At 72.4% G+C, this 22,946-nt stretch carries 4 protein-coding genes; all 4 read right to left on the bottom strand.

Going from position 1 to position 22,946, the window contains the following annotated elements:
• Window positions 1-38 precede the first annotated feature (38 nt).
• Window positions 39-18,494 carry a hypothetical protein gene (locus tag ACIQWG_RS03015; RefSeq protein ID WP_404090777.1) on the bottom strand — a complete coding sequence of 6,152 codons (18,456 nt, stop codon included), beginning with the start codon at window positions 18,492-18,494 and terminating at the stop codon, window positions 39-41.
• Window positions 18,495-18,608: 114 nt separating this feature from the next.
• Window positions 18,609-18,983, bottom strand: coding sequence for a hypothetical protein (locus tag ACIQWG_RS03010; RefSeq protein WP_404089554.1), 375 nt, complete (start codon window positions 18,981-18,983; stop codon window positions 18,609-18,611).
• 2 nt (window positions 18,984-18,985) lie between these two features.
• The gene (locus ACIQWG_RS03005; protein ID WP_404089552.1) at window positions 18,986-19,441 is read right to left on the bottom strand and encodes a YbaB/EbfC family nucleoid-associated protein; all 456 of its coding nucleotides are present in this window, start codon (window positions 19,439-19,441) and stop codon (window positions 18,986-18,988) included.
• A 184-nt stretch (window positions 19,442-19,625) separates the two neighbouring features.
• A complete protein-coding gene (locus ACIQWG_RS03000; RefSeq protein WP_404089550.1) occupies window positions 19,626-22,937 on the bottom strand; it encodes an AAWKG family protein in 3,312 nt (1,103 codons plus the stop codon).
• Window positions 22,938-22,946 lie beyond the last annotated feature (9 nt).

Raw genomic sequence — 22,946 nt, 5'->3', positions numbered from 1 at the left:
GCCGATACGGCAAGACGGCCGCCGAGCCGGCGGTGGCCTCAGGTCGCGTCGGCCTGCTGGATGCTGTCGCCGCGGTTGTTGAGGGCGATGTTGGTGCCGATGCGCCGGAAGTCGTTGATCACGCCGAACATGCTCTTGTCCGACGGCAGCAGGGTCCGGAAGGAGGCGTCCGCGGCCAACCGGGTGAGGAACGCCTCCTTGTACGCGTTGTAGACCTTCGCCGTGTAGCCGGGCTCGGTCGCCGCGTTCATCCGGTGGTCGTTGGTGACCGCGATCGACGCGAGGTCCATCAGGTAGCAGTCGATGAGGTCGGTGACGTCCTTGGCCTTGGCGTTCTCCTCCCCGTTCGTCGCGTCCTCGGCCAGGATCTCGGCCATCCTCACGACGATGTCGCGGTAGATCCCGTGCCGGGTGCTGCTGGGGAACGCCGCCATGATGTGGTCGGCCTGGCCGGCGCCCTCGGTGCTCATGGTGCGCGGCGTCCTGAGGTCCGTCAGGCCCGGCACGGCGAGCGGCACGCCCTCGAACATGACTTCCTCGTCGGGGATGTTCGGGTTCCGGGAGGCGAGCGGATGCAGGCCGATCTCGTGGGCCAGCATGCCCATGACGTACCCGATCTCGTACTTCTCGAAGTAGTAGCTGGCCAGGTTGATGTCCACGCCGTCCTCGCCACGGTCGATCACGTCCGCGGGGGTCTCGGTGGTGCGCACGCGGAGCGTGATGCGGCACGGACGGCCGTCGATGTAGGCGCGGATCGTGTCGTGCCTGCGCAGCAGGTCGATGATGCGTACGGCCTTGTCGCGGTACTTCTCGCTCGTGTGCTTGAGGTTGGTGAACTCGAAGTTCCCCGAGGAGAACGGCACGTACGGGGTGGCAGGTTCGGAGGGCGCGGTGTTCGCGTCCTGCGGCATGAGGGGCGGGACTTCGCCGGCCGCTGTGCCGTCGTTCGGCCTGGGCAGGGACACCGGGTCCACCCACACCGACTCGTGCGGGACCGGTGCGGCAGCGGTACGGGCCGCGTCCCAGCTCTGGTCGGTGGCCTGTTCAGGGGCCGCGGTCACGTCCCCGATGAGGGCGCCGAGCAGGGCCAGGTGCCGGCCACGCAGACCGCCTGCGGCGAGGGAGACGTCCTCGGGCTGCTCGTCGAGCGCGCCCAGCAGGCTGCCCGGGATGTGCGGGCGGTGCGGCGAGTCGGCGTCCCGGTACTCGTCACGCAGACCCAGCTGATGAGAGAGCTCGTGGACGAGGTGGACCGGGTCGGCATCCGCCCACCACGTGTTCTGGTCCATCACCCGGTCCCGGTCCGCCAGATCCACGGTCAGGTGCGGGGAGTCGGCGGCGTCGACGTGCTCGACGGTGACATGCAGGCGGTCGCCGTTCGGCAGTCGGTACGCCGGGCTGTTCAGGAACTCACGCACCCCTGCCGCCAGCCGGTCGCGCACCTGGGCCGCCTGGTCCTGCGGCCCTCGTACGGCGAGCCGTACCGTGAGGTCGGTGACCGGCTCGCCCTCGTACGAGAACCGCCGTGTGTCGAAGCCGGCCCGCACCACGAAGCGGGGGCGATGGTCACGCGGGCCGCGCGCCTGTGGTGTGACGTCCGCGGTGTGCGGCGAGGCCGTCCCGCTCCGTTGCGGGAGTCGGGGGTGGGCCTCGTCCGTCGGGATGGGCTGCTGGATGCTGTCGCCGCGGTTGTTGGTCGCGAGGCTCGTGGCGAGCTGGGCGAAGTCCCGCACGACGCCGAACAGCCCCTTGTCGGCCGGGAGCAGGGGGCGGGCGGGGCTGTCCTCGGCCATGTGCTGGGCGAGCAGGGCCTTGTAGGCGTTGTAGACCTTGGCGGTGTTGCCGGGCTCCTTGGCGGCGTTCATGCGGTAGTCGCTGGTGATCGCGATGGACGCCACGTCCATGAGGTAGCAGTCGATGAGGTCGGTGACGTCCTTGGCCTTGGCTCCCTCCACGCCGGCTCGCGCGGCCCGCGCCAGCATGTCGGCCATCTTCAGGACGATGTCCCGGTAGATCCCGTGCCGGGTGCTGCTGGGGAACGCGGCCATGATGTGGTCGGCCTGGCCCGCGCTGTCGGTGTTCATGGTGCGCGGCGTCTTCAGGTCGGCCAACCCCGGCACCGGCAGCGGAATGCCCTGGAACATCGCTTCCTCGTCAGGGATGTTCGGGTTCCGGGAGGCCAGCGGATGCAGGCCGATCTCATGGGCCAGCATGCCCATGATGTAGCCGATGTCGTACTTCTCGAAGTAGTAGCTCGCCAGGTTGATCTGCACCCCGTCGTCGCCCAGGTCGCGTACGTCGGCCGGGGTTTCGGTGGTGCGCAGGTGCAGGGTGATACGGCAGGTGCGGTCGCCGATGTAGTCGCGGATCGTCGGGTGTTCCCCGAGCAGCTCGATGATGCGTACGGCCTTGTCGCGGTACTTCTCGTTGGTGTGCTTCAGGTTGGTGAACTCGAAGTTGCCCGACTTGAAGGGCGTGAGCGTCGCGTCCTGCGGCATCCGGGCCGGGACATCGGCCCCCTTCTCGGCGGACCGCGACCCGGGCAGGGACACCGGGTCCACCCAGACGGAACGACGCGGCACCGAAGTGGCGCTCGAACGGGCGGCGTCCCAGGTCTGCTCGTCGTGCCGGGGCTGTGGTGCCACCTCCCCGATCAGGGCGCCGAGCAGGGCCAGGTGCCGGCCACGCAGACCGGCGGCGGCGAGCGAGGCGTCCTCGGGCCGCTCGTCGAGCGCGCCCAGCAGGCTGCCCGGGATGTGCGGGCGGTGCGGGGAGTCGGCGTCCCGGTACTCGTCACGCAGACCCAGCTGATGAGAGAGCTCGTGGACGAGGTGGACCGGGTCGGCGTCCGCCCACCAGGTCGTCTGGTCCATCACCCGGTCCCGGCCCGCCAGGTCGACGGTCAGGTGCGGGGAGTCCGTGGGCTGGACCAGTTCGACGGTGACGTGCAGGCGGTCACCGTTGGGCAGGCGGTGGCCGGGGTTGTTCAGGAACTCGTGTACGCCCGCGGTGAGTCGGTCGTACACCTGGGTCGCCTGGGTGTCGGTGCCGCGCAGCGCGACACGGACGGTGAGGTCGGTGACGGACTCGCCGTCGTAGGAGAACCGGCGGGCGTCGAAGCCCGAACGCACCACGTAGCGGGGGCGGTTGTCGCGCGAGCGGGGTGGCTTCGGCGTGGCGTCCGGCCGAGGCGGTGTGGGGGTGCCGGTCTCGGGCAGCCGGGGGCGGGCCTCGTCGGTGTCGGTGCCGGTCTGGATGCTGTCGCCCTGGTTGTTGAAGGTGAAGCTGCTGCCCAGGCCGAGGAAGTTGCCGGTGACGTTGTACCAGCTCTTGTCGGCCGGCAGCAGCGCACGGACGGGGCTGTCCTGGGGCAGCTGCGCGACGAACATCTCCTTGTACGCGTTGTAGACCTTCGCCGTGTAACGCGGTTCCCAGGCCGCTTCCTTGCGTCGGTCGCCGGTGACCGCGATCGTCGCCAGGTCCATCAGGTAGGTGTCGATCAGATCCGTGACGTCCCTGGCCTTGGCGCCCTCCTCCCCCGTCCGCGCGTCCTCGGCCAGCACCGCCGCCATCTTCACCACGATGTCGCGGTAGATGCCGTGCCGCGTACTGCTGGGGAACGCGGCCATGATGTGGTCGGCCTGGCCGGCGCCCTCGGTGCTCATGGTGCGCGGCGTCTTCAGGTCCGTGAGGCCCGGAACGGCCAATGGCACGCCCTCGAACATGGCCTCTTCGTCGGGGATGTTCGTGTTCCGGGAGGCGAGGGGGTGCAGGCCGATCTCGTGGGCCAGCATCCCCATGACGTACCCGATGTCGTACTTCTCGAAGTAGTAGCTGGCCAGGTTGATCTCGACGCCGGCGTCGCCGTGGTCCGTCACATCGGCCGGGGTCTCCGTGGTGCGCAGATGGAGGGTGATGCGGCAGGGGCGGTTGCCGATGTAGTCGCGGATCGTGTCGTGCTTGCGCAGCAGGTCGATGATGCGTACGGCCTTGTCGCGGTACTTCTCGTTCGTGTGCTTCAGGTTGGTGAACTCGAAGTTGCCCGACTTGAAGGGGGTGATGGTCGCGTCCTGCGGCATCCGGGCCGGGACGTCGGACCCGTTCTCGGCGGACCGCGACCCGGGCAGGGACACCGGGTCCACCCAGACGGAACGACGCGGCACCGGTGTGGCGCTCGTACGGGCCTCGTCCCAGCTCTGCTCGTGCTGCGCCGGCTGGGGCGTCACGTCTCCGATGTGAGCGCCGAGCAGGGCCAGGTGCCGGCCGCGCAGACCGGCGGCGGCGAGAGAGGCGTCCTCGGGCGGTTCGTCGAGGGCGCCGAGGAGGCTGCCCGGGATGTGCGGGCGGTGCGGGGAGTCGGCGTCCCGGTACTCGTCACGCAGGCCCAGCTGGTGGGTGAACTCGTGGACGAGGTGGGCCGGGTCGGCGTCCGCCCACCAGGTCGTCTGGTCCATCACCCGGTCCCGGCCCGCGAGATCCACGGTCAGGTGCGGGGAGTCGGAGGGGTCGACGTGCTCGACGGTGACGTGCAGGCGGTCGCCGTTGGGGAGGCGATGGCCGGGGTTGTTCAGCAGGTCTGCGACGCCTGCTTCGAGTTGGCGGCGCACGTGTGCCGTCCGGTCCTGCGGGCCGCGGATGGCGAGCCGTACCGTGAGGTCGGTGACCGGTTCGCCCTCGTACGAGAAGCGGCGTGCGTCGAAGCCGGAGCGCACGACGAACCGGGGGCGCCTGTCGCGCGGGCCTCGCGGGACCGCAGGGGTGGCCGTGGGATCGGACCGTGTGGGCGCGGACGTCTGCGGCAGCCGCGGTCCCACCGCGTCCGTGTCCATGTCCATCTCGTCCTCGCCGGACTCGTACTCCGACGAGGACCCGGCGGGGTACTGCTCGTTCGCGTTCTCGGTCCGGTCGCCCTGGAGCACCCCACCCTGGTCCAGGTAGGCGCCGATGTTCTCCGCGTTGTCCCTGATGTGCTCCATGAGCTGCGGCCGTTGCCGCATCCACTGCGGCATGCGCCAGCCGGGGAAGAACATTCCGTGGGTGCCGGACGCCTGCACCCGGTGGCCCAGGCGGCTTCCGATGTGCTGGTTGACCGCCTGGTAGGCGAGGTCGCAGGAGGCGCAGGCCATCTTGAACCCGCCCACGTGCAGTGTCTGCGGGGCGTTCGGGTCACCGGGGTTGTTCTCCCAGTGCTCGACCCAGTGCCCGAGCAGGGTCAGCTCGCCGTGCTCGGAGCCGTACGATCCGGCCGCCGGGGTGCCGTCCCCTCCGGCCACGTTGAGGATGCGCGGGTTGGCCAACGCCTGCTTGACGAGGTCGAGTTCGGGTGAGTCGGGGTGGTAGAGCCGGTACCAGCCGGTGGCCAGGGCGCGCAGCTTCGTACGGTCCTGTGTCTCCCGCGCGATGCCGGGCCGCCGACGTGCCAGCCAGCGCTCGTCGCGCCCCCACTGCCGCCGGTCCGCGTTGAGGGTCTGCCGTTCCTGGTGGACCGTTGCCTCGTCGCTCTCCAGGGTGTCCCACTGCTCCTGCCGCTCGTCGTCCCAGACACCGGAGTCGTACTGCTCCTGGAGGTGCTGTCGCAGCTCTGCCTGTTCCTCGGCACGCCGGTCCAGGTCGCGTTGCCGCTCCTCCAGCCGCGCCGACCCCTGGCGGTGCGACTCCTCGTCCCGGGACCACTTCTCCAGTTCCCGCTGACGCCGTGTGCCGCCGGGCTCCTGCCCGGTGACGAACCACCGCAGCTCGTCCCGCACCTGCTCGGCCTCTTGCGGCGTGAGCGCCTTCGCGCCGGTGTTGCCGGCGATGCCGAGTGAGCCGTCCGGCAGGAGTCCGACGGCGATGTGCGGGGTGACCTGGGCGTCGGCCTGGCGGTCGGGCTTGCGCAGCACCTCCTTCACCAGGCGGGCCACCCGGTCCAGCATCCGCAGGGTCACCTCGCGGTCCCGTGGGGAGGTGCCGGTCGGCCGTGTCTGGGTGAACGGGCCGCCGGTGCCGAGGCCGAGTGCCTCGCGGAGCGCCTCGTACTCCTCGGTGGTCAGCCTGCCGGCCTGCTCCACCTGGTCGAGGGCCTCCGGCAGGCCGATCCCGGTGTGCTCGGTGAACGCGCTGTCGAACGCCACGTCCGGGAACCCGCCGAGTCCCGCGTTACGCCGTCGCACCACGTCCAGCAGGGCGTCGGCCCGCAACTCGGGCTCGTCCAGCAGGTCGGCGAACTCGACCGCGAACGCGTTCTCCGGGCTGGTCCGGACGGCCGCCTGCTCGCTGTCGGAACCGGAGTCGAGGTCCATCTCGACGTCCGAGTCCGTGCCCTGGTCCCCCGCCTCCCCGGCTCCGGACAGTGTGCTCAGCCCGTACGCCTCCTCTTCCTCCACCGGTGAGCCACCGGTCGTGGGCACGGGCGACGGGGGCAGCGGTACGGCGGCAGGGTCCTGTTGCGGCTGCTCGGGTGCGGGGGTGCGCGGGAGCAGGGGGACGAAGTCGCCGCCGCGCCGACGCAGCCGGAGGTGCGGGCCGGCCTCGCCGGACGGACCGGGGTAGGTGTGGGCGGTGCCGTTCTCCTCGACCAGGGTGAGGGTGGTGCCGGTCGCTGCGGCGGCCCACTCGGCCACCGCCCGGTCGGCGCCGGGGCCCCAGGGGGCCTCGGCGAGGTGGCGGCGCAGGTGGCCGTCGCGGGCGTCCTGGCTCGGCGGGGGCGCGTCCGGGCGCCGGGTGAGGGGCGGCGGTGTGAAGAGCGAGTCGCGCTCGGCCGGGGTGCCGGGCAGACCGTTCAGGCGCATCAGTTGGGCGGGCGGCGACCCGGCGCGCAGGCGTAGTCGTGCGGCCTCGTGGCGGTCCAGGCCGGGCTGTGCGGCGGCGTGGTTCAGGGCCGTGGAGAGCGCGCCGAAGAATCCGTTGCCGCGGCCGGTGGGGGTGCCCTGGCGGTAGGTGGCCCCGTCCGGTGCGGTGAGGACGCCGTCGCGGGCGAGTCGGTAGCGCGGGCCGGAGCTCTCGGTGGGCGGGTGCCAGGGCGGGGTGGTGTGGCTGCGGTGCGCGGGCGCGGGGCCGGTGTCCGAAGTCGTGGTGTCGGTACCCGTGTCGGCCGTGGTCGTCGGAGTCGGCAGCGGGGTGGTGACGGGCGGCGGTGTGCCGGGCGGCAGGGCGGCGTGGAAGAAGCCGTCGGCGGCGAAGAGGACCGGGTCGCGGGCCGGGTCGACCGCGGCCGGGTCGGTGCCGTGCGGGAGGAAGCTCTGCTCGCGGCCCTCACCGGTGACGACGGTGACCGGGGTGCCGAGCACGCGGGCGGCGAGGGCGGGCAGCAGGTCGGCGCCGCCGTGGTCGCCGGCGCGGCGCTCGGGCGGGGCGGGGTCGCCGTCCGGTCGCGCGGGGCCGGACGGGAGCGGCTCACCGGAGAAGGGGCGGAGCATGGCGGCCGTGGCAAGTGCCACGCGCTGCTCAGGGGTGGGCCAGAGCGTCTGCGGAAGCCGGCCCAGCGCGTCGAACTCAGCCTGCTGCGCGGGCGTCAACCGCACGCCGGCGAAGTCGAGTTCGTCCTGTGTGAAGGTGTCCGCGGTGTCGAGGGCGAGGGTGTCGAGCAGGTCCTGATTCCGGTCCTCACCCAGCTCCCAGGCGAGGCGGTTGCGGGCGGCCCGTACTGCCCGCGCGGTGACCGCCGGGTCGCCGGGGGCGGCCGTGAACCGGGCCGCGAGGTCGGTGCCGAGGAGGTGGGGCAGCCGGCCGCGGTCCTGGGCGACGGCAATGAGCGCGTGGAAGAACGAGGCGCCGTCGTGCGGCATGTCGTGCACCTCGCGCACGGTGGTGCCGTCCGGCGAGGTGAGGGTGCGCGGGGCGGAGTCGCCGGCGTCGGTGATCCGGTACGGCTCGGGCGCCTGCGAGCGCCAGTCCGGCTCGGTGTACGGCTGTGCCGGGTCCGCCACCGGGACCGTGGCCCGGCCCTGGTGGTGGGCGGTGAGCCGGGCGGCCGCGAGGTGCAGCCGGTGGTGGTCCGCGGCGGCGGCGTCGGTGTGCCGCTCCCAGTGGCGGGCCTCTTCGCGGGCGGCCTGCCAGGCGGCGACGGCCGGGGACTCGGCCAGGGCCCGCGGCAGCACGGTCGGCCGGTCGGGCTGGTCGTCGCCGAGCGCGGCCTGTTCCTCCGCGCTCAGGTCCAGCCACGTCTCACGGGCCCGGGCCCGGGCGTCGTAGTAGTTCTTCTCCGCCGCCGCGAGGTCGGCCGCCGCCTTGGCCATGTCGTCCCAGGCCGTGCCGACTTCGTCGGGGAAGGTCGTGTCGTCGAGGAGGCCGTAGTCGCGGGCGATGTCCTCGCGCAGCCAGACCAGGGCGGTGGTCTCGGCCTCGGCGGCGCGCGGGCCGCGCTTGGCCTTGCCGAGCGCGTGCAGCGGGCGGCTGTCGGTGACGCGGTGGTCGACCTCGGCGACCGACAGCCAGCTCACCGGCAGGGCGAAGAGCATGCTGCGGTCGGTGACGACCTTGAGGTGGGTGCCGAGGGTGGTGTCCGCGGTGCCCTTGAGGGCGGTGCCGTCGTTCGCGCCGCCGATCGGGACCGAGGCGCCCGGGTTGGTGACGCCCGCGTTGCTGTTGCCCGCGAGGGGTGAGGTGCCGATCACGCCCTCGACGTTGTCGGTGATGCCGGCCTCCATCGCGTCGGAGGTCTTCGACCGCTGCATGGCCTCCATGCGCGGCTTGCTCTCGACGGCGAGCAGCCGGGCGCCGCGGCGGTGCATCCTCGCGTAGAGGCGGGAGTCGGCGGTGTGGGACTGGCCGAAGAGACGGGCGGAGGCCTGCGCGGGCAGCGGTGAGCCGTTCGGGCCGAGCGCCTCGCGGAAGCCGGCGGTCAGGCCGACCTGTGCGGTCGCCTCCTGCTGGGCCTGCGCGGGGGCGGTGCCGAGGCCGGTGAGCGGGGTGAGGCGGGCCATCCGGACGCGTTCGGCGAGGCTCTTGCCGGTGTGCCGTTTGCCGAGGTCGCTGTCGCCGAGGCCGTCGGCGCGGGCGGTGGCGAGGGTCAGGGCGTCCTGCACGTTGGCCGCGCCGCGGATGTCGACGGCGAGGATGCCGGAGCCGATGCGGTCGTCGAGGTCCAGGACGTCCGGGTCGGGGGTTCCGGTGCCGTCGTCGCCGGCGCGCCAGGCGGCGATGCCGGACGGGCGTGCCTGATTAGCCGTCAGCATGCGTACCGCGCGCTCCGGTTCGGGTACGTCCTGCTCGGTGAGCGCGCCGTCGTCGCCGTCGCCGGCGGGGGTGAGCAGGCCGGCCGGGACGATCTCGTTGAGGGTGCCGACCGACGCGACGGCGCGGGGGGAGAGCGCCTCGCCGGTCGCGTCCGTCATCGTGACGGTCAGGACGTAGCTGGTGACGATCTCGGCGTGCGCCTGGGTGGTGGCGATGTTCGGCATCGAGGTGCTGCCGTCGGTCTCGGTCCGGGTGCTCGACCGCTGCTTGGCGGCGGTGCCCTGGAGCGAGGGGTTGGCGAGCAGGACGCCGCTCTCGGCGGCGCGCTGGCCGGTCGCGAGCGTCACGTCGGCGCCGCGGTCCTGGGAGGAGGCGTCGGAGGCGTCGCGGGCGGTGGTGCGGTAGTCCTCCAACTCGAAGCCGGTGCGCAGCCGTTGCACGGTGGTGGTGACCGGGGTCAGCTTGAACCGGACCTGCCCGGGGCTGCCGCCCACCGGCAGCCGGCTCGGGCTGCGCCAGGTGCGGTAGCGGACGGGCAGGGTCATCCCGTCGGTCGTCAGCTCGTGGAGGTGGGCGCGGAGGAAGTCCGGGGAGAGCCGCTGGAGGACCTGTTCCCGGTCGTGCGAGGGCACTCCGATCTTCTCCAGTCGCCCCATCAGCTGCTGGGCGGCGTGACCGGCGTCGAGCCGGCCGCTGGGGTGGGTGGGGAAGCGGCGGCCGCGCAGGAAGGGGGGCACCCGGTAGCCGCCGCCGAGGTTGCGCGGGGTGGTGGTGCCCAGGCCGTCCGGGGCGAGCCCGGCCTCGATGACGTCCTGCATCGGCAGGTGGAACATCACCGCGTCCCAGACGCGATGGAGGGCGGCGGCGGCCCGGCGCGGGGCGAGACCGCGGCCGAGGCGCTCGGACAGCCGCCCGGCGGCGGAGCTGATCCGCGCCCCGGCACGGGTGCCCAGCGCGCCCATCGCGGCCGTCCAGCGGTCCCGTACGGCGACGGTCTCGGCGGCGTCGGCGACCACCAGGTACATCCGCCCGGCGTAGGTGAGGGTGGTGTTGCGTCCCCGGGTGAGGGTGTGCGCGGCACTGCGGCCCTTGCCCCAGGCGTACTGGAGGGCGGCCGAGTAGGAGCCGACCACCGCGGGCCCGCCGGGGGCCTGTTGCAGCGGCATGTCGGCGCCCTGGACACCGAGGGTGGTGCGCGAGACGGTGCTCGCGCTGCCCGCGACCCGGTGCTCGTTGCCGATGGTGGCTTCGAGGCTGGCCGGCTTGGGGTCGCTCTTGACCCGTAGGTTGTCGAGTTCGCCGCGGATCGCGCCCTTGAGGTAGTGGGTCTGGAACGGTCCGGCGCCGTTGAGCCCGGTGATGCGGGAGCCGAACGGGCCCAGGTACTGCCCGAGTTGGCCGGCCACGTGGAGGTTCGCCATCGCCCGGCGCAGTGCGCCGCGCACCGGGGCGCCGGGTGCGCTGACGTGCCAGGAGGTGCCCGAGGCGCGGTCGGCGGTGTCCTGCATCAGCTGCTGGCGCAGCTGCCCGCCTTCCGTGCTGAGCACGACGTGCGGGGCGCGCAGCAACTGCCGGACGAGCCGCTGGGCCGCCGAGTCGGTTCTCGGCAACGGGCGGGTGCCGTCGAGGAGTTGGTCGGCCTCGGTGGCGGAGAGCCGCTGCGGGACGGGGGCGGGCGCCGGGGCCGGTCCGGTGGGTGGCGGGTCGGCGGGGGCATGCCGGTCGGAGCCGTGCGCAGCCGGCACGGCCAGTTCGACGCGGCCGACGGTCTCGCCGCCCCGGCCGAACAGCGGGCGCTCCTCGACCTTGCTGACGAAGACGCCGGCGCCGAGGAGGCCGACCGAGGCGAGTCGGGCCCAGCCGCGCGGGCGGCGGTGACCCTCGAACGTGGCGCCCAGCTCCACCTGGTAGCTGTAGAGGTCGGCGCCGTTCTGGAACATCAGGTGGTCGTGGTTGACCGCGACCGTACTGCGGGTGGCCTTCTGGTCGGTCCTGGCGTAGCGGGCGCCCAGGGACACGTTGCCGGTCTGGCGCGGCAGCCCGGCCTCGGGCACCTTGTCGTGGTCGCGGGGCGAGATGCCCAGCTCGACACCGCCGGAGAGGGTGGCGGACGCCTGCTGCCCCTGCCCGGAGACCTCGGTGCCGATCACCGCGTTGCGCAGCGAACGTTCGCTCAGGGTGGTCTCGAACCGCCGGTCGCTGAGCTTCGCCCGGAGGATCAGTGTGTGGTGGCCGCGGCGGACCTTGCCGTCCTCGGTGAGGGTGACCGGCACCCCGGTGGTGGTCAGGTCGTCCAGGCTCTGCGCCAGGCTGGGCCGGTTGAGCGCCTCGCGCACCTGACGGTCGTTGTGCAGCGCGGTCCGCATCCGTCCGTCGCCGTACCAGAACCGGGCCAGCCGCGGGTGCCGCAGCATCAGCGGCGGGACGAACAGCGACGGGTACGACCGGTGCAGGGTGTCGAGCACGGTGTCCGCGAAGGCACGCAGCGGGTCCTGGGGGGCGGGTTGCCCGTCCTGGTTCGGCTGCTGCTGCGGTACGGGGTTCTGCGGGGGGCGGTCGGGGCGGAAGCCCTCGGCACGGACCTGGCCGCTGAGGTGCGTCGGGTCCTCCCGGGTGAGGTACCACGGCACCGGCGGTTCGGCGTCCGGGTTCGGTCCCGCCTGTCCGGGTGTACGGCTGTCCCAGCCGGCGAGCCGGCGCGCGTCCTGGGTGGAGATCCAGTCCAGGCTGACCACCCTGACCGGGCGGGCCGCGGACGAGGGCTCGCCGGCCTTGCGCACCATCAGGGTGCGCTCCACCCGGTAGAGGGCGACGGGGTGGTTGCGGACGCGGCCGGTGGTCTTGCGGGCCGCGTCGGTGCCGAGGTAGTGGCCACGCCCGGCGCTGAGGTCCGCGCGGACCAGGGGGCCGCCCTGGAGACGTACGTCGGTCTCCGGGCCGACGAGGGTGTAGTTGGGGCCGGCGGTGACCTGGACGCCGAAACGGGTGTCGCGGACGTGGCCGCGTTCGTTCTGGTACGTGGTCTGGGTGAGGTCGCGCAGTTCGGCCTTGACCGACTCGGTGACCAGGGTGGCCCGGTGCGGGATCGACCGTTCGACGACGAGGTGCCCGAGCGGGTGCTGACCGCTCCCCCGGGTCAGCTCGGGTCCGCTGACCGGCCCGGTGAACCGCCCGAACAGCGCGAGCAGCCGTCCTGGACGGACGTACGAGACCAGCGTGCGGTGTGCCGAACTGCCGGGCCGGGCACCGGAGATGGCGAGCGCCACGTCCTCCGGCGGGTCCGGCAGATGCAGCCCGGTGGTGTCGGCGATCCGCGGCTCGATCCCGTCCGGGAAGGTGAGCGTCTCCGGTGCCCGCCGGGGCCCGGTGAACGGCACGGTGAGGTCGTCGGGCAGTCGCCAGCTCAGCCCGTCCCGCATGGCGAACTGGGCCGTGTGCACCGCGCCGCGCTGCCAACGGGGGCCCGGTACCACCGTGTTGTCGCTCTTCGGCGCCTCGGTGACGCGCTCCACGCGCACCCGGTAGTGGACGTCGTCCAGGTGCAGGTGCGAGCCCTCGTGGGCGCGGTGCTCGGTCTGGTGGTACGCCTGGGTGCCGAGGGAGTAGTCGGTACGGCGGGTCCAGCCGAGCGAAACGCCGATCTTCAGCAGCCAGTTGAGCGGCGGGCCCATGCTCAGGGCGGCGGCGATCCGGCGCCCATAGCCGACGCTGCGACCGCCGCCGGTGCCCGCCTGGCCACGCCGCATGGTGTCCAGCCGGGTGGTGCCGCCGTTCACGTCGGAGAAGCGTTCCCAGCGGTGGTACGGGATGGCCTCGACGGTCATCTCGTGGCCGACACCCGACTTCTCGCGGCCCACGAAGCGTGCGCCGCGCGGGGCGGTGAACGCGCCGGGCTGGTCGGTCAGCAGGCGCAGCAGTTCCGCCTCGTCGAACTGTCCGCGCAGCTTCTTCGGCAGCTTCCCGAGGATCTCCTCGGCCACTTGCTCGGGTGAGCGCAGGGTGAGGACGCCGGGGCCGGTGAGGAGGCCGCTTCGTGGGGTGCCGTCGGTGCGGGGTGGCGTGCTGCCGTCGTCCGGGTCGGAGTCCGGGCTGATGAGCACGGTGGGCAGCCGGCTGCCGTCGTCGAAGGTGACGCTGCGCGGTGCCGGGCCTGGCGGCGGGGCGTCCTGGCCGGTCAGCAGACGGGCCGGGCGGTAGCGTTCGAGCTGGGTCTCCAGCGGTACCGGGTCGCCCTGGTCGGGGCTCTCGGGGTCCGGGCGGTCGAGGTCGGTGATCCCGCCCATGCCGCGCAGCCACTCGCCGAAGGGGTCGGAGCCGTCCGGCTTCTCGGTCGCCGGGTCCGGGGTGACGGATCCGGGGTCCGGTACGGCGGTGAGCGGGGCCGCGGCCGGGACGAGGGCGTCGTAGTGGTCGCTGCCGTTGTAGGCCAGGTGCAGGGTGCCGCCCCGGCCGCCCGGGTGGAGGGGGGTGACGAGGGTGTTCGCCGGTGACTGCGGGTCGGGCTGGACGAGGCGCAGGTCGAGGTCGAGGGTGTGCGCCAGCGCCTGTGGGATCAGATCGGCGAAGGGAGAGGCCCACAGGCCGGGGAGTTCGGCGGCGGTGGCGATGAGCCCCTCGGTGCCGAGCCGGCGCGCGTCGGCGGGGGTGGGTGCCACGTCGGCGAGGTGCGGGTAGCCGCTGTCGCGGAGGATACGCCGCCACCGGCGGGGGTCGCCGTCGGTGACGACGGCCTGCGCGATGCCGTTCCAGCGCTGGGTGATCCTGCTCTGCGCGTCGGGGTCCCGCACCCCGGCGAGGGCGGTCATGCGCAGATCGTCGACCACGGCGAGCACCGGGTCCGGGGTGGCCTCGGCCGCCGCGGCGGCCAGTTCGGACCCGGTGATCCGGTCGCGCAGCAGGCCGCGCAGCCCGGCGACGTTGCGCGCGGCCCACGCCGGCGGTACGTCCTGGCTGCGTGCGCTGTCGAGCAGCGCCCGGAAGAGGCAGTTGCCGCCGCCGGGTGTGTCGAGCCGCCTGAAGTTCCGGCCGTCCGCCCGCACGATGTCCGCCGGGTCGGCGGTCGTGGCGCCCTTGCTGAACAGGGTCAGGTCTTCGGCGAGGCTCTCCGGGCGGCTCGGCGCGGGCGCCAGATCGGGTCTGCGGCGAGCGAGTTCGGCGGTGTCCTCGGCGCTCAGGCCCAGCTCGGACAGGGGCAGCGGGGTGTCGGAGAGGGACCAGGTGATCTGCGCGGACGGCGCGTAGGCGAGTCCGCGTACGTCGTCCGGCGAGACCAGGGTGCTCGGCGGAAGGGCGGGCGGCGGCGGGGGCAGCAGGGCGTCGAGCGTGGTGCCGGGTCCGGCCGTCGACCGCAACTCCGCTGCGGCACGCAGGAATTGGCCGTACTGCTCGCTGCTGGGGCCGGTCGCCGGGTCGGTCGTGGCGCCGGACCAGTCGGTGACCATCCGGCGCAGCAGGTCGGGGGTCATCCGGCCGTCGCCGTAGCGGGCCGCGGTGTCCGGGCTGAGCCAGCGCAGTCCGTCCACGTAGGCGAGTCCGGCCAGCAACTCCCGGTTCTCCGGTCGCTGTTCGGCGTCCGGGCCGAGGGCGTCCCGCAGGGTGCGGATCTGCTGGAGGGTGCGCGCCCGGGCGAACGCGTCGGCCGGTTCCGGGCCGGTGTGCAGGCCGGCGTCGCGTGCCAGCTGGTCCAGGTCGGTGCCGCCGGGCTCCGGGGTGAACAGCCGCCAGCGGCCGGGACCGTCCGGGCCCTCGGTGAGTACCGCGCGGACGTCGCCCTCCCGGTCCCGGGCCGTGCCGACCTCGGTGGTCGGGGCGTACACGGGCCGTCCGGTGCGGTTCGCCACGTGCTGGGCCACCGGGAGGCCCGCCACCTCCGGCTGCCGCCCGGTCTCGCAGGAGAACAGCACCAGCGGCCGGTCCTGATCGCCGTCCTGCGCCCAGGACTTGAGCACCTCGCCGAGCTGCACCCCGCTGACCCTCACGGTGGGGCGCGCCGCGTCGTCGGTGCCGAGCGTGACCGTACGAGGGGTGCCGTGCCCGGCGAAGTAGTCGGCGCCGCGCTCGGTGCCGGACCCGGGCAGCGGGGCCGGGGGGCCGGTGAACACGGTTCGGGGCGGCGGCGGGACGGAGGTGCCGTCGGCGGCGGGACCGGAACTGGTGCGCACACCGCGGAAGGTGTCCTGGCCGAGCAGCGCGCTGCGGCCCGCGGCGTGCGCCGTACCGTCCTCGGCGGGGCTCTGCGAGATGGTCAGCGTCCGCACGGCCCGCCCCGGCCGGGGCTTCACGGCGGCGGCGGGCACCAGGCGCCGCAACTGCGCGAGCGGCACGGTGTGGCCGTCGAGGGTGGTGACGGCGGGGTCGCTGCCGTCTTCCGCGGTGGTGGTCTCGGTGCCCGCGCGCCGCACGATGATCCGACCCGGCGGTGGGGGTGGGGGCGTCGGGCTGGGCGGCGGGGTGGGAGGCGGGGTGCCGTCGGCACCAGGACCGCGACCGCCGCCGCCGAGGCCGGGAGTGTGTCCGCCGGTTCCGTTGCCTTGGCCCGACTCCAGGTACAGGTCGGTGGCCGGCTCGGTCCACGGGCCGGACAGGGTGGCGAGCTTGGCCGGGGCGGGGGGTGGGGTAACGGTGGAATCGGTGTCGATTCCGTTGCTGTGTACGGGGGTCGCGGTCTCGGTGAGCACCTTCTGGGGCGGCGGGGCGGGGATGGTGATCGCCGGTTCTGCGGCGGTCGTGGCGGTGCTCAGGGTGGCCGGGCGGGGTGCGGGACCGAGCGCGTCGGCGAGGGGCAGCAGCACGTCCGCGCCGGGGAAGGCGTGCTCGGTGGTGACCGTGCTGGGGGTGCTGTCGTCCGGCGTCGCGTCGGCCGGGGGGCCGGTGAGCGGGCGGACCCGGACCGGTGCGCCGGGCGCCTCGCGGGTCAGCTCGACGGCGGCGCGGACCGGGCGCCCCGTCCCGTCGGACGTGACCGCCGGCCCCAGCACGACGGCCCGGTCGGTCCCGGCCCCGTCGAGCAGCTCGACCGCCTCCTGCGAGCCCTCCCCCGGCGGCGGCAGCTCGGAGACGACGATCGTGAGCGGCGGAGCCAGGGATGTGTCGCCCGGGTCGGCGGTGGCGGTGGTGGCGGTGGTCGTGGCGGCGGTGTCGGCGTACGAGCCGGTCGTGGTCACCTTGGGCGGTGCGGTGCTGAGGTCGGCGGCAGGGGTGACGTCGTTCTCGGCGGAGCCCGTAGTGCGGGTGGTGTCCGGGGTTTCAGGGGTACCCGAAGTGTCGGTGGTGCCCGAAGTGCCGTTGCTGTCAGACGAGTTGAGTATCTCCGAAGACTGAGGCGCAGGCGGCTCGGGGCGCTCCTCCGAAGAGAGGATCTCCTCCGCAGAAGGGGTCTCCTCCGCAGAGGGGATCTCCTGCGAAGAGGGCGTCTCCACGGACGTGGTGCCCTCCGGCCCCGTGACGTCCTGCGTACGGGTGCCCTGAGGCTGGGCGGCGGGGGACGCCGGGTTGCCTCCCGTGCCGGGCACGCCACCCGGACGGGCACCGGTGCCCGTGCCGGGCGTGGTCTGGGAGCCGTTCGACGGGACGGGACCGCCACCGTCCACATGGCCCGGCGCAGCAGTCGTACCGGTGGCCGGGGCGTCCACCGTGATCGGCGTGCCGAAGCTGTCGAGCGCGCGACGGACGTTGTCCGCGTCGACCTGGACCGCGGGGCTGTTTCCCGCGGGCACCACCCGGATCTCGGGATGCTGCGACAGGTTGCCGTGCAGACTGCCGCGGACGTCCGTCTCGGTGGTGCCGGGCGGCTGGCTGCCCCGCAGGGCGGCGATGTCGCGCAGGGCCTGCTCGCGGACCTCGGCGGGTCCGTTGTGGAACTGCTGCCACAGGTCGTTCTCCACCGCGGTCGCGGGCAGCGGACCGGGCGAGTACGGCGGCGGGTCCTGGGTGGTGTACGACGGCGGGTCCTGGGTGGTGTACGGCGGCGGGTCCTGCGTCGTGTACGGCGGCGGGCTCTGAGCGGCTTGGGGCTGCGGGGAGCCGGTGTCGCCGGTCAGATCGGTGGTCGAGGGACCTCCCGTGCGGTCGGCGCCGTCGCCGTCCCCCGTGCGCGAGGAGTCGGCGGAGTCCCGCGTGTCGGAGTCGCTCGTGTCGCCGGTGTCCCCGGAGACGGTCGGTGGCTGGTTGCGCAACTTGTCGATGACGTGGCGCAGTTCGGCACCGCTGTTCAGGGCGGTGTCGGTGAGCGTGGCCTCGACCTGGCTGCTGATGCCCGCGCCGACGAAGGTGGACCAGCTGGTGGACCAGTCGCCGTCGAAGGCTCCCTTGATCAGGATCTCCGCGAGCGACTCGCCTGCGCCGGCGGCGAGGAAGTCGGCCGTTCCCTTCAGCCCGTAGTGCCCGGCCAGCGCGCCCGGCCGGTCGGCGTTGTTGCGCAGGATCTGGTTGTTGCGCCACAGGTCGGGGTTGTTCCGGAAGGAGAGCGGGCCGTCCCGGAAGGTGCGCGGCGGTTTGTTCGTGAGGCTGGGGCCGTTCGCGTCCGGGCCGGGCCGGTCGTTGGGGGTGGGGCCGGGGTCGGGGTCCGGCTTCGGGTTGGGGCCGTTGTTCTTGAACTCGGGGGTCGGGGTGTTCTTCCAATTGGGGTTGGGCTTGAAGTCGAGGTCCGGCCCGTTCTTCAGGAAGTTGTTGTCGTAGCTCTTGACGATCTTCTTGGCGATGTCGTCGAAGATGCTGGTGAGGAAGCCGGCTGCGGCGCCGAACGCGGCGGACTTCAGGATGTCGTTCCAGTCGAAGCCGTCGGGACGGCGGCCGTCCGGCGCGAAGTTCATCATCGCGAGCCGCACCGCGAAGGTGGTGAACGCCTCGGCGAACGCCTCGGTCAGCGAGGGCGCCAGGTGCAGCCGCTGGAGCAGGTGGGTGAGCGTGGTGAGGATCAGGAAGCGGCTGCGCAGCTTGGCCATCATGATCTGGCTGGCCGAGGCGCCGCCGGTGAAGAAGGACATCGCCAGATAGATGGCGATCTCGATGAGCAGCCGGATGACCTCGGCGATGACCTGCCACTTGGACTCCATGATGTCCATGGAGGTCTTGCGCCGGCCCTCGGCGATCTTGTCGAGCTGCTCGGCGAAGTCGCGCAGGTAGTTCTTGCCGCCGTCGTCGATGAGCATGCCCATCGCCTTGGCGTACGACTTGGACAGGTCGTCCGGCATCACCTCGGCGATGTCGTGGATCGACTTGTCGATCAGCGCCGACATTTTGTCCAGCTTGCGGCCCAGTCCGGAGTAGGGCCGGCGACTGTCGTAGGCGAGGTCCTCGTCGGCGTCGATGAGCTTCTCCCCGGTGAGGATGAAGATCATCGCGTTGACCTCGGGCGATGCCTTGATGCTCAACGGGGGCCGTCCTGGGGGCCGTGCGGGCGGGAAGGAGCGGCCGCTCCCGGCGTGGTGCGGGAGCGGCCGGCGGAGCGGAGGTCAGCGACGGCCATGCCCGCCCGGGCCGTCGCCGTTCAATCCGTTGGTCTCCAGGCGGCTGTTGGCCTGTTCCACGCCCTCGATGTTGCGGTCGCGGGTGTCCTTCATCATGCGCACCTGGCTGACCGTGGCGTCGGTGATGCCCACCACCGCGTCGCGGATGGACATCATGGTCTCCTTGGTGGTCTGGCGCTCCTTCTGCTCCTGCGGCCTGGCCTTCTCTGCGAACTCGCCTTCCGTGCCGGGCCAGCTGATCGTGGGCGCGAGGTCGTCCAGGAACTCCTCGGTGATGCTCGACGCCAGGGTGCCGATCTCCTCCAGCTGCCTGGCCAGGGCCTCGATGCGGTTCGGGTCGACGTAGTACCGCTGTCCCATGGTCAGTCCTCTCCGTCCTCGCCGAGCGCGTCCCGCCACGCGGGGGCGGCCTGTCCGTCGCGCGCCTTGTCCTCGTCGTCGTCGCGCAGCACCTCGGGGCCGAAGATCCGCTCCCAGTCCAGCTCGAAGCCCTTGAGCTCCGGCACGTTGCTGCTGGGCTCGGTGAAGGGCGCCATCGCCTTCATCACATGGCGGTTCATCTTCAGGCGGGCCGCGTTCGCCGCTTCCAGGACGCTGGCGGCCAGCTCCTGGGGAGACATGTCGCGGTACTTGTTCTCCAGGAACTCGATTCCCGACAGCTCGCCCTGCGGACCGACGGTGGCGCGGACGGCACGGTCGGAGGAAAGCACCGCGAACGACGCCTGCCGCAGCTCGCGCTCGGTGCGCGCGACCGCCTCCTGGGCGGCCTGGAGTTCGGCCATCGCCTTCTCGAGGCGCTTCTCCAGCGGTTCCGTCACGCCCGCTCCTGCCTTCTCGGTCGGTCTCTCCGTGCGTCCGTGTTCCGGTCCGCGCACCGGGTCCCGCTCGCCGGTCCTTCAACTGCCCTGCTGATCTTGCCTGGTGGGACGTCCGTCGCGGAAGCCGGGGGCCGGGTGGGATACGTCTCCGCGCGACGACGCTCGCGCGGAAGCCGTACGGCCCTCACCGCCCGATGACGGCCGGGGTGCCGCCCTCTTCGGTGCCCCATACGTCCGCGTCCTCCTCCAGGTAGTCGGCGGAGCTGGTGACCCGGCGGCCCGGCTCCGTCTCCTCCTCGGGGGAGTCGCCGCCGGTGGTGGCCACCCGGGAGGCCGGGGCGAGGAAGGTGTCGTCGTCCTCCTGACGGTTCCACGGGCTGCGCCGCCGGCGGTTGCGCCGCTCGCTCTCCTCCGCCGCGTCGACCAGGACCGCGCGCACCCGCTCGCCGTTCCCCTTGTCGCCGCCGGCACCCATGCCGCCCGCGCCCATGCCGCCCATCGGCATGCCGGGGCTGCCGGGCATGCCGGGCGCGCCCGGGGTCCCGGCGGTGGCCGCGGGAGCGAGCGGGCTGCCCGCGCTGTCGGCCGTACCGTCCGAGAGGGGCTCGGCACCGAGTCCGCCGGAGCCGTCCGTGGAGAGGGAAGCGTCCCCGGTGAGGCCTCCGCCGGAGGCCCCGGCGGTCGCGCCGCCACCGAGACCCAGGTCGCCCAGCGACAGGTCCTGGCTGGTGGTGCCGTCGCCGCCACCGCCGCCGAGGTCGCCGATGCTCTCCAGATCGCCGAGGCCGTCGAGGGTGTTCGAAATGTCCGCGTTGCCGGACGAGTTGAGGTCGTGCAGGTCGACCGTCTCGGTCCTGCCCTGCGGGTCGGTGACGGTGGCGATGCCGGTGTCGGGGTCGATGACCTGGGTGCTGCCGTCGGGGAACTCGGTGGTCAACTGGCCGTTGTCGAGGCGGGTGACGGAGCCGTCCGGGTTGGTCACGGAGGCACCGTGGGTGAGGTCGGTGGTCGTGGTGGAGCCGTCCGGGTTGGTGCTGGTCAGCAGGCCGCTGTCGGGGTCGAAGCTGATGCTGCTGCCGTCGGGGAAGTCGGTGGCGATGTCGTCGCCGGAGAGCTGGGTGTTGCCCCCGGTGGGGGTCTCCAGGCCGGACCGGTCGCTGTTGAGGTTCCCGAGGTCGCCGAGGTCGCCCACGGACTGGGTGGGCAGGTCGGAGTTGATGTCGCCGAGGTCGTCCAGGTCCGAGGTGTTGCTCTGGGCGTTGAGGTCACCCAGGTTGCCGAGGTTCTGGGTGGTCGTGGTGCCGTCGGGGTCGGTGGTGCTGACCTGGCCCGTCGCGGGATCGACGCTCTGGACGGTGCCGTCGGGGAACGTGGTGGTGAGCTTGCCGTCGTCGCCGAGGGACGTGACCGAGCCGTCCGGGTTGGTCACCCGGGTGCCGTCGCCCAGGTTCTGCGTGGTGACGCTGCCGTCCGGGTGGGTGGTGGTGAGGACGCCGCTGTCCGGGTCGAAGGAGGTGCTGCTGCCGTCCGGGAAGTCGGTGGTGAGCTTGCCGCCGTCGAGCTGGGAGCTGCCGCCGGTCGGGGTCCTCAGTGAGCCGCCGCCGGTGTTCAGGCCACCGAGGTTGCCCAGGTTCTGGGTGATCGCGTCGTTGGCGGAGTTGTTCGTGCCGCCCGGCCCGTTGTTCAGGTTCCCGAGGCTGCCCAGGTTCGTGGTCGTGGGGGGCGGGCCGCTCGTGAGGAACTGCTCTTCGCCGCCGGGGTTGTTCACGTCGCCGAGGTCGCCCAGGCTCTCCGTGACCGTGGTCGGGTTCAGCAGGCTGTCGAGGTTGCCGAGGTTCTGCTCGGTGACCGCGTTGGGATCGTTGAGGCCGCCGAGGCTCTCCTGCATGGCCTTGGTCTGCTCCTCGGCCTCGCGCTTGGCCTCTTCCTGCTCACGCCGCTGTTCCTCGCGGAGTTCGTCCTGGTACTTCTTGTCCTCATCCCGCTGCCGGTCCTGCTCTTCGCGCAGCTCGTCCTGGTACTTCTTGTCCTCCTCGCGCTGCCGGTTCTGTTCCTCGCGCAGCTCGTCCTGGTACTTCTTGTCCTCCTCGCGCTGCCGGTTCTGCTCTTCGCGGAGCTCGTCCTGGTACTTCTTGTCCTCTTCGCGCTGCCGGTTCTGTTCCTCCCGCAGCTCCTCCTGGTACCTGCGGTTCTCCTCGTTCTGCCGGTTGATCTCCTCCTGCTGCTCCTCGGCCTTGCGCTCCTCGTACTCCTCCGAGGCGGTGCTGGTCGACTTCGGCTTGGGCACGTTGTCGGAGAAGTCGTCGCCCAGGTCGAGGAAGTGGTTGTTCAGGTTCGACTGCACCTCGGCGGCCGGCTTGCCCAGGTACTCGTTGACACCCTGGCTCCAGATCTTGACGGCCTTGTCGCCGACCTTCGCCCAGTTGGCGATGTCGGTGAGATCGCCGAACTCCGGATGCACCTGGGTGAAGCCGGCCTGCGGGCTGTGGCTGACGGTCGTGGTGTAGCGGGAGGTGTACGACTTGATGTCCGTCTTGGCGACGTTGTTGGCGTCGACCCACTGGGCGAGTTCGTCCAGGACGTAACGCAGCACCTGGTGCGGGTCGTAGTAGGGCGACTTGGCCCAGGCCAGCCACGCCTCCAGCAGCTTGTTCGCCGCGTCCTCCAGGTACTTGCGGCCCAGCGACAGGGCGCGCGAGTACACCGTGCCGCCGGTGCCGGTTCCCTCACCGGCGCCGGGGCTGGAGTTGAAGGTCTCGACGTAGCTGTCGTAGTTCTCCCGGATCTTCTTCAGCAGGCTGCGGAAGACCTCCGCGGCCTCGCCCTTCCAGCTGGCGTCGTCCCGGCCGAAACGGTCCTCCCAGTCCTTCAGCACCACCGCGTGGTCCTTGAAGAACTTGGCCGCGAAGTCGAAGGACTCCCCTGTGGTGTTGAAGGAGTTCAGGTCCACCACGTCGGCCCCGGGCACGCCCAGGTTGCTGAACCGGGCGTCCGTGGTGTTGCCGCCCAGCAGGGCGAGGAGTGCCGCCCGCGGCCCGTTCATGTACCGGGCGAGCGGGATGGTGCTCATCTTGTCCTTGTTGTAGTCCGTGAACTCGTTGCCCTCACGGACCTGCGCGTCATGGACGTTGTCCGAGCCCGGGCCCGCGAAGATGATCTCCTCGCCCGCCTTGACCCGGCCCTCGAAGACGATCCGGGCCTGCATGATGGACCGCTTCTTGCCGCTGTCGAAGAACCAGATGTCGTAGTCCTCACCCTTGTTCGTCAGGAAACCGGAGTCCTTGACGAGCAGGCTGAGGCTGCGCTCCTTGATGTCCATCCGGAAGAGCTTGCCGCCGTGCTCGGAGCGCAGGGAGTCGAAGATGGTGTTGCGGTCCGGCACCGGATAGCCGGTGATGTGGGTGACCAGGGTGGCCCAGGTGTCGGTCGACGGGTCGCCCGCGTTGTCGAACTTGTCGAGGTTGGCGACGGAGTTGGGATCGTACCGATCGGCCACCGGGCGCCC

The sequence above is a fragment of the Streptomyces sp. NPDC098781 genome (genome assembly GCF_044759995.1).
Lineage (GTDB): Bacteria > Actinomycetota > Actinomycetes > Streptomycetales > Streptomycetaceae > Streptomyces.
Note: the sequence above shows the minus strand (reverse complement) of the source record. Positions and strands in the feature narration are given on the sequence as shown.

Excerpts from the sequence above, each read along its gene's own strand:
- ACIQWG_RS03010 (WP_404089554.1), bottom strand. The coding sequence starts at position 18,983 with ATGGGACAGCGGTACTACGTCGACCCGAACCGCATCGAGGCCCTGGCC.
- ACIQWG_RS03015 (WP_404090777.1), bottom strand. The coding sequence starts at position 18,494 with ATGATCTTCATCCTCACCGGGGAGAAGCTCATCGACGCCGACGAGGAC.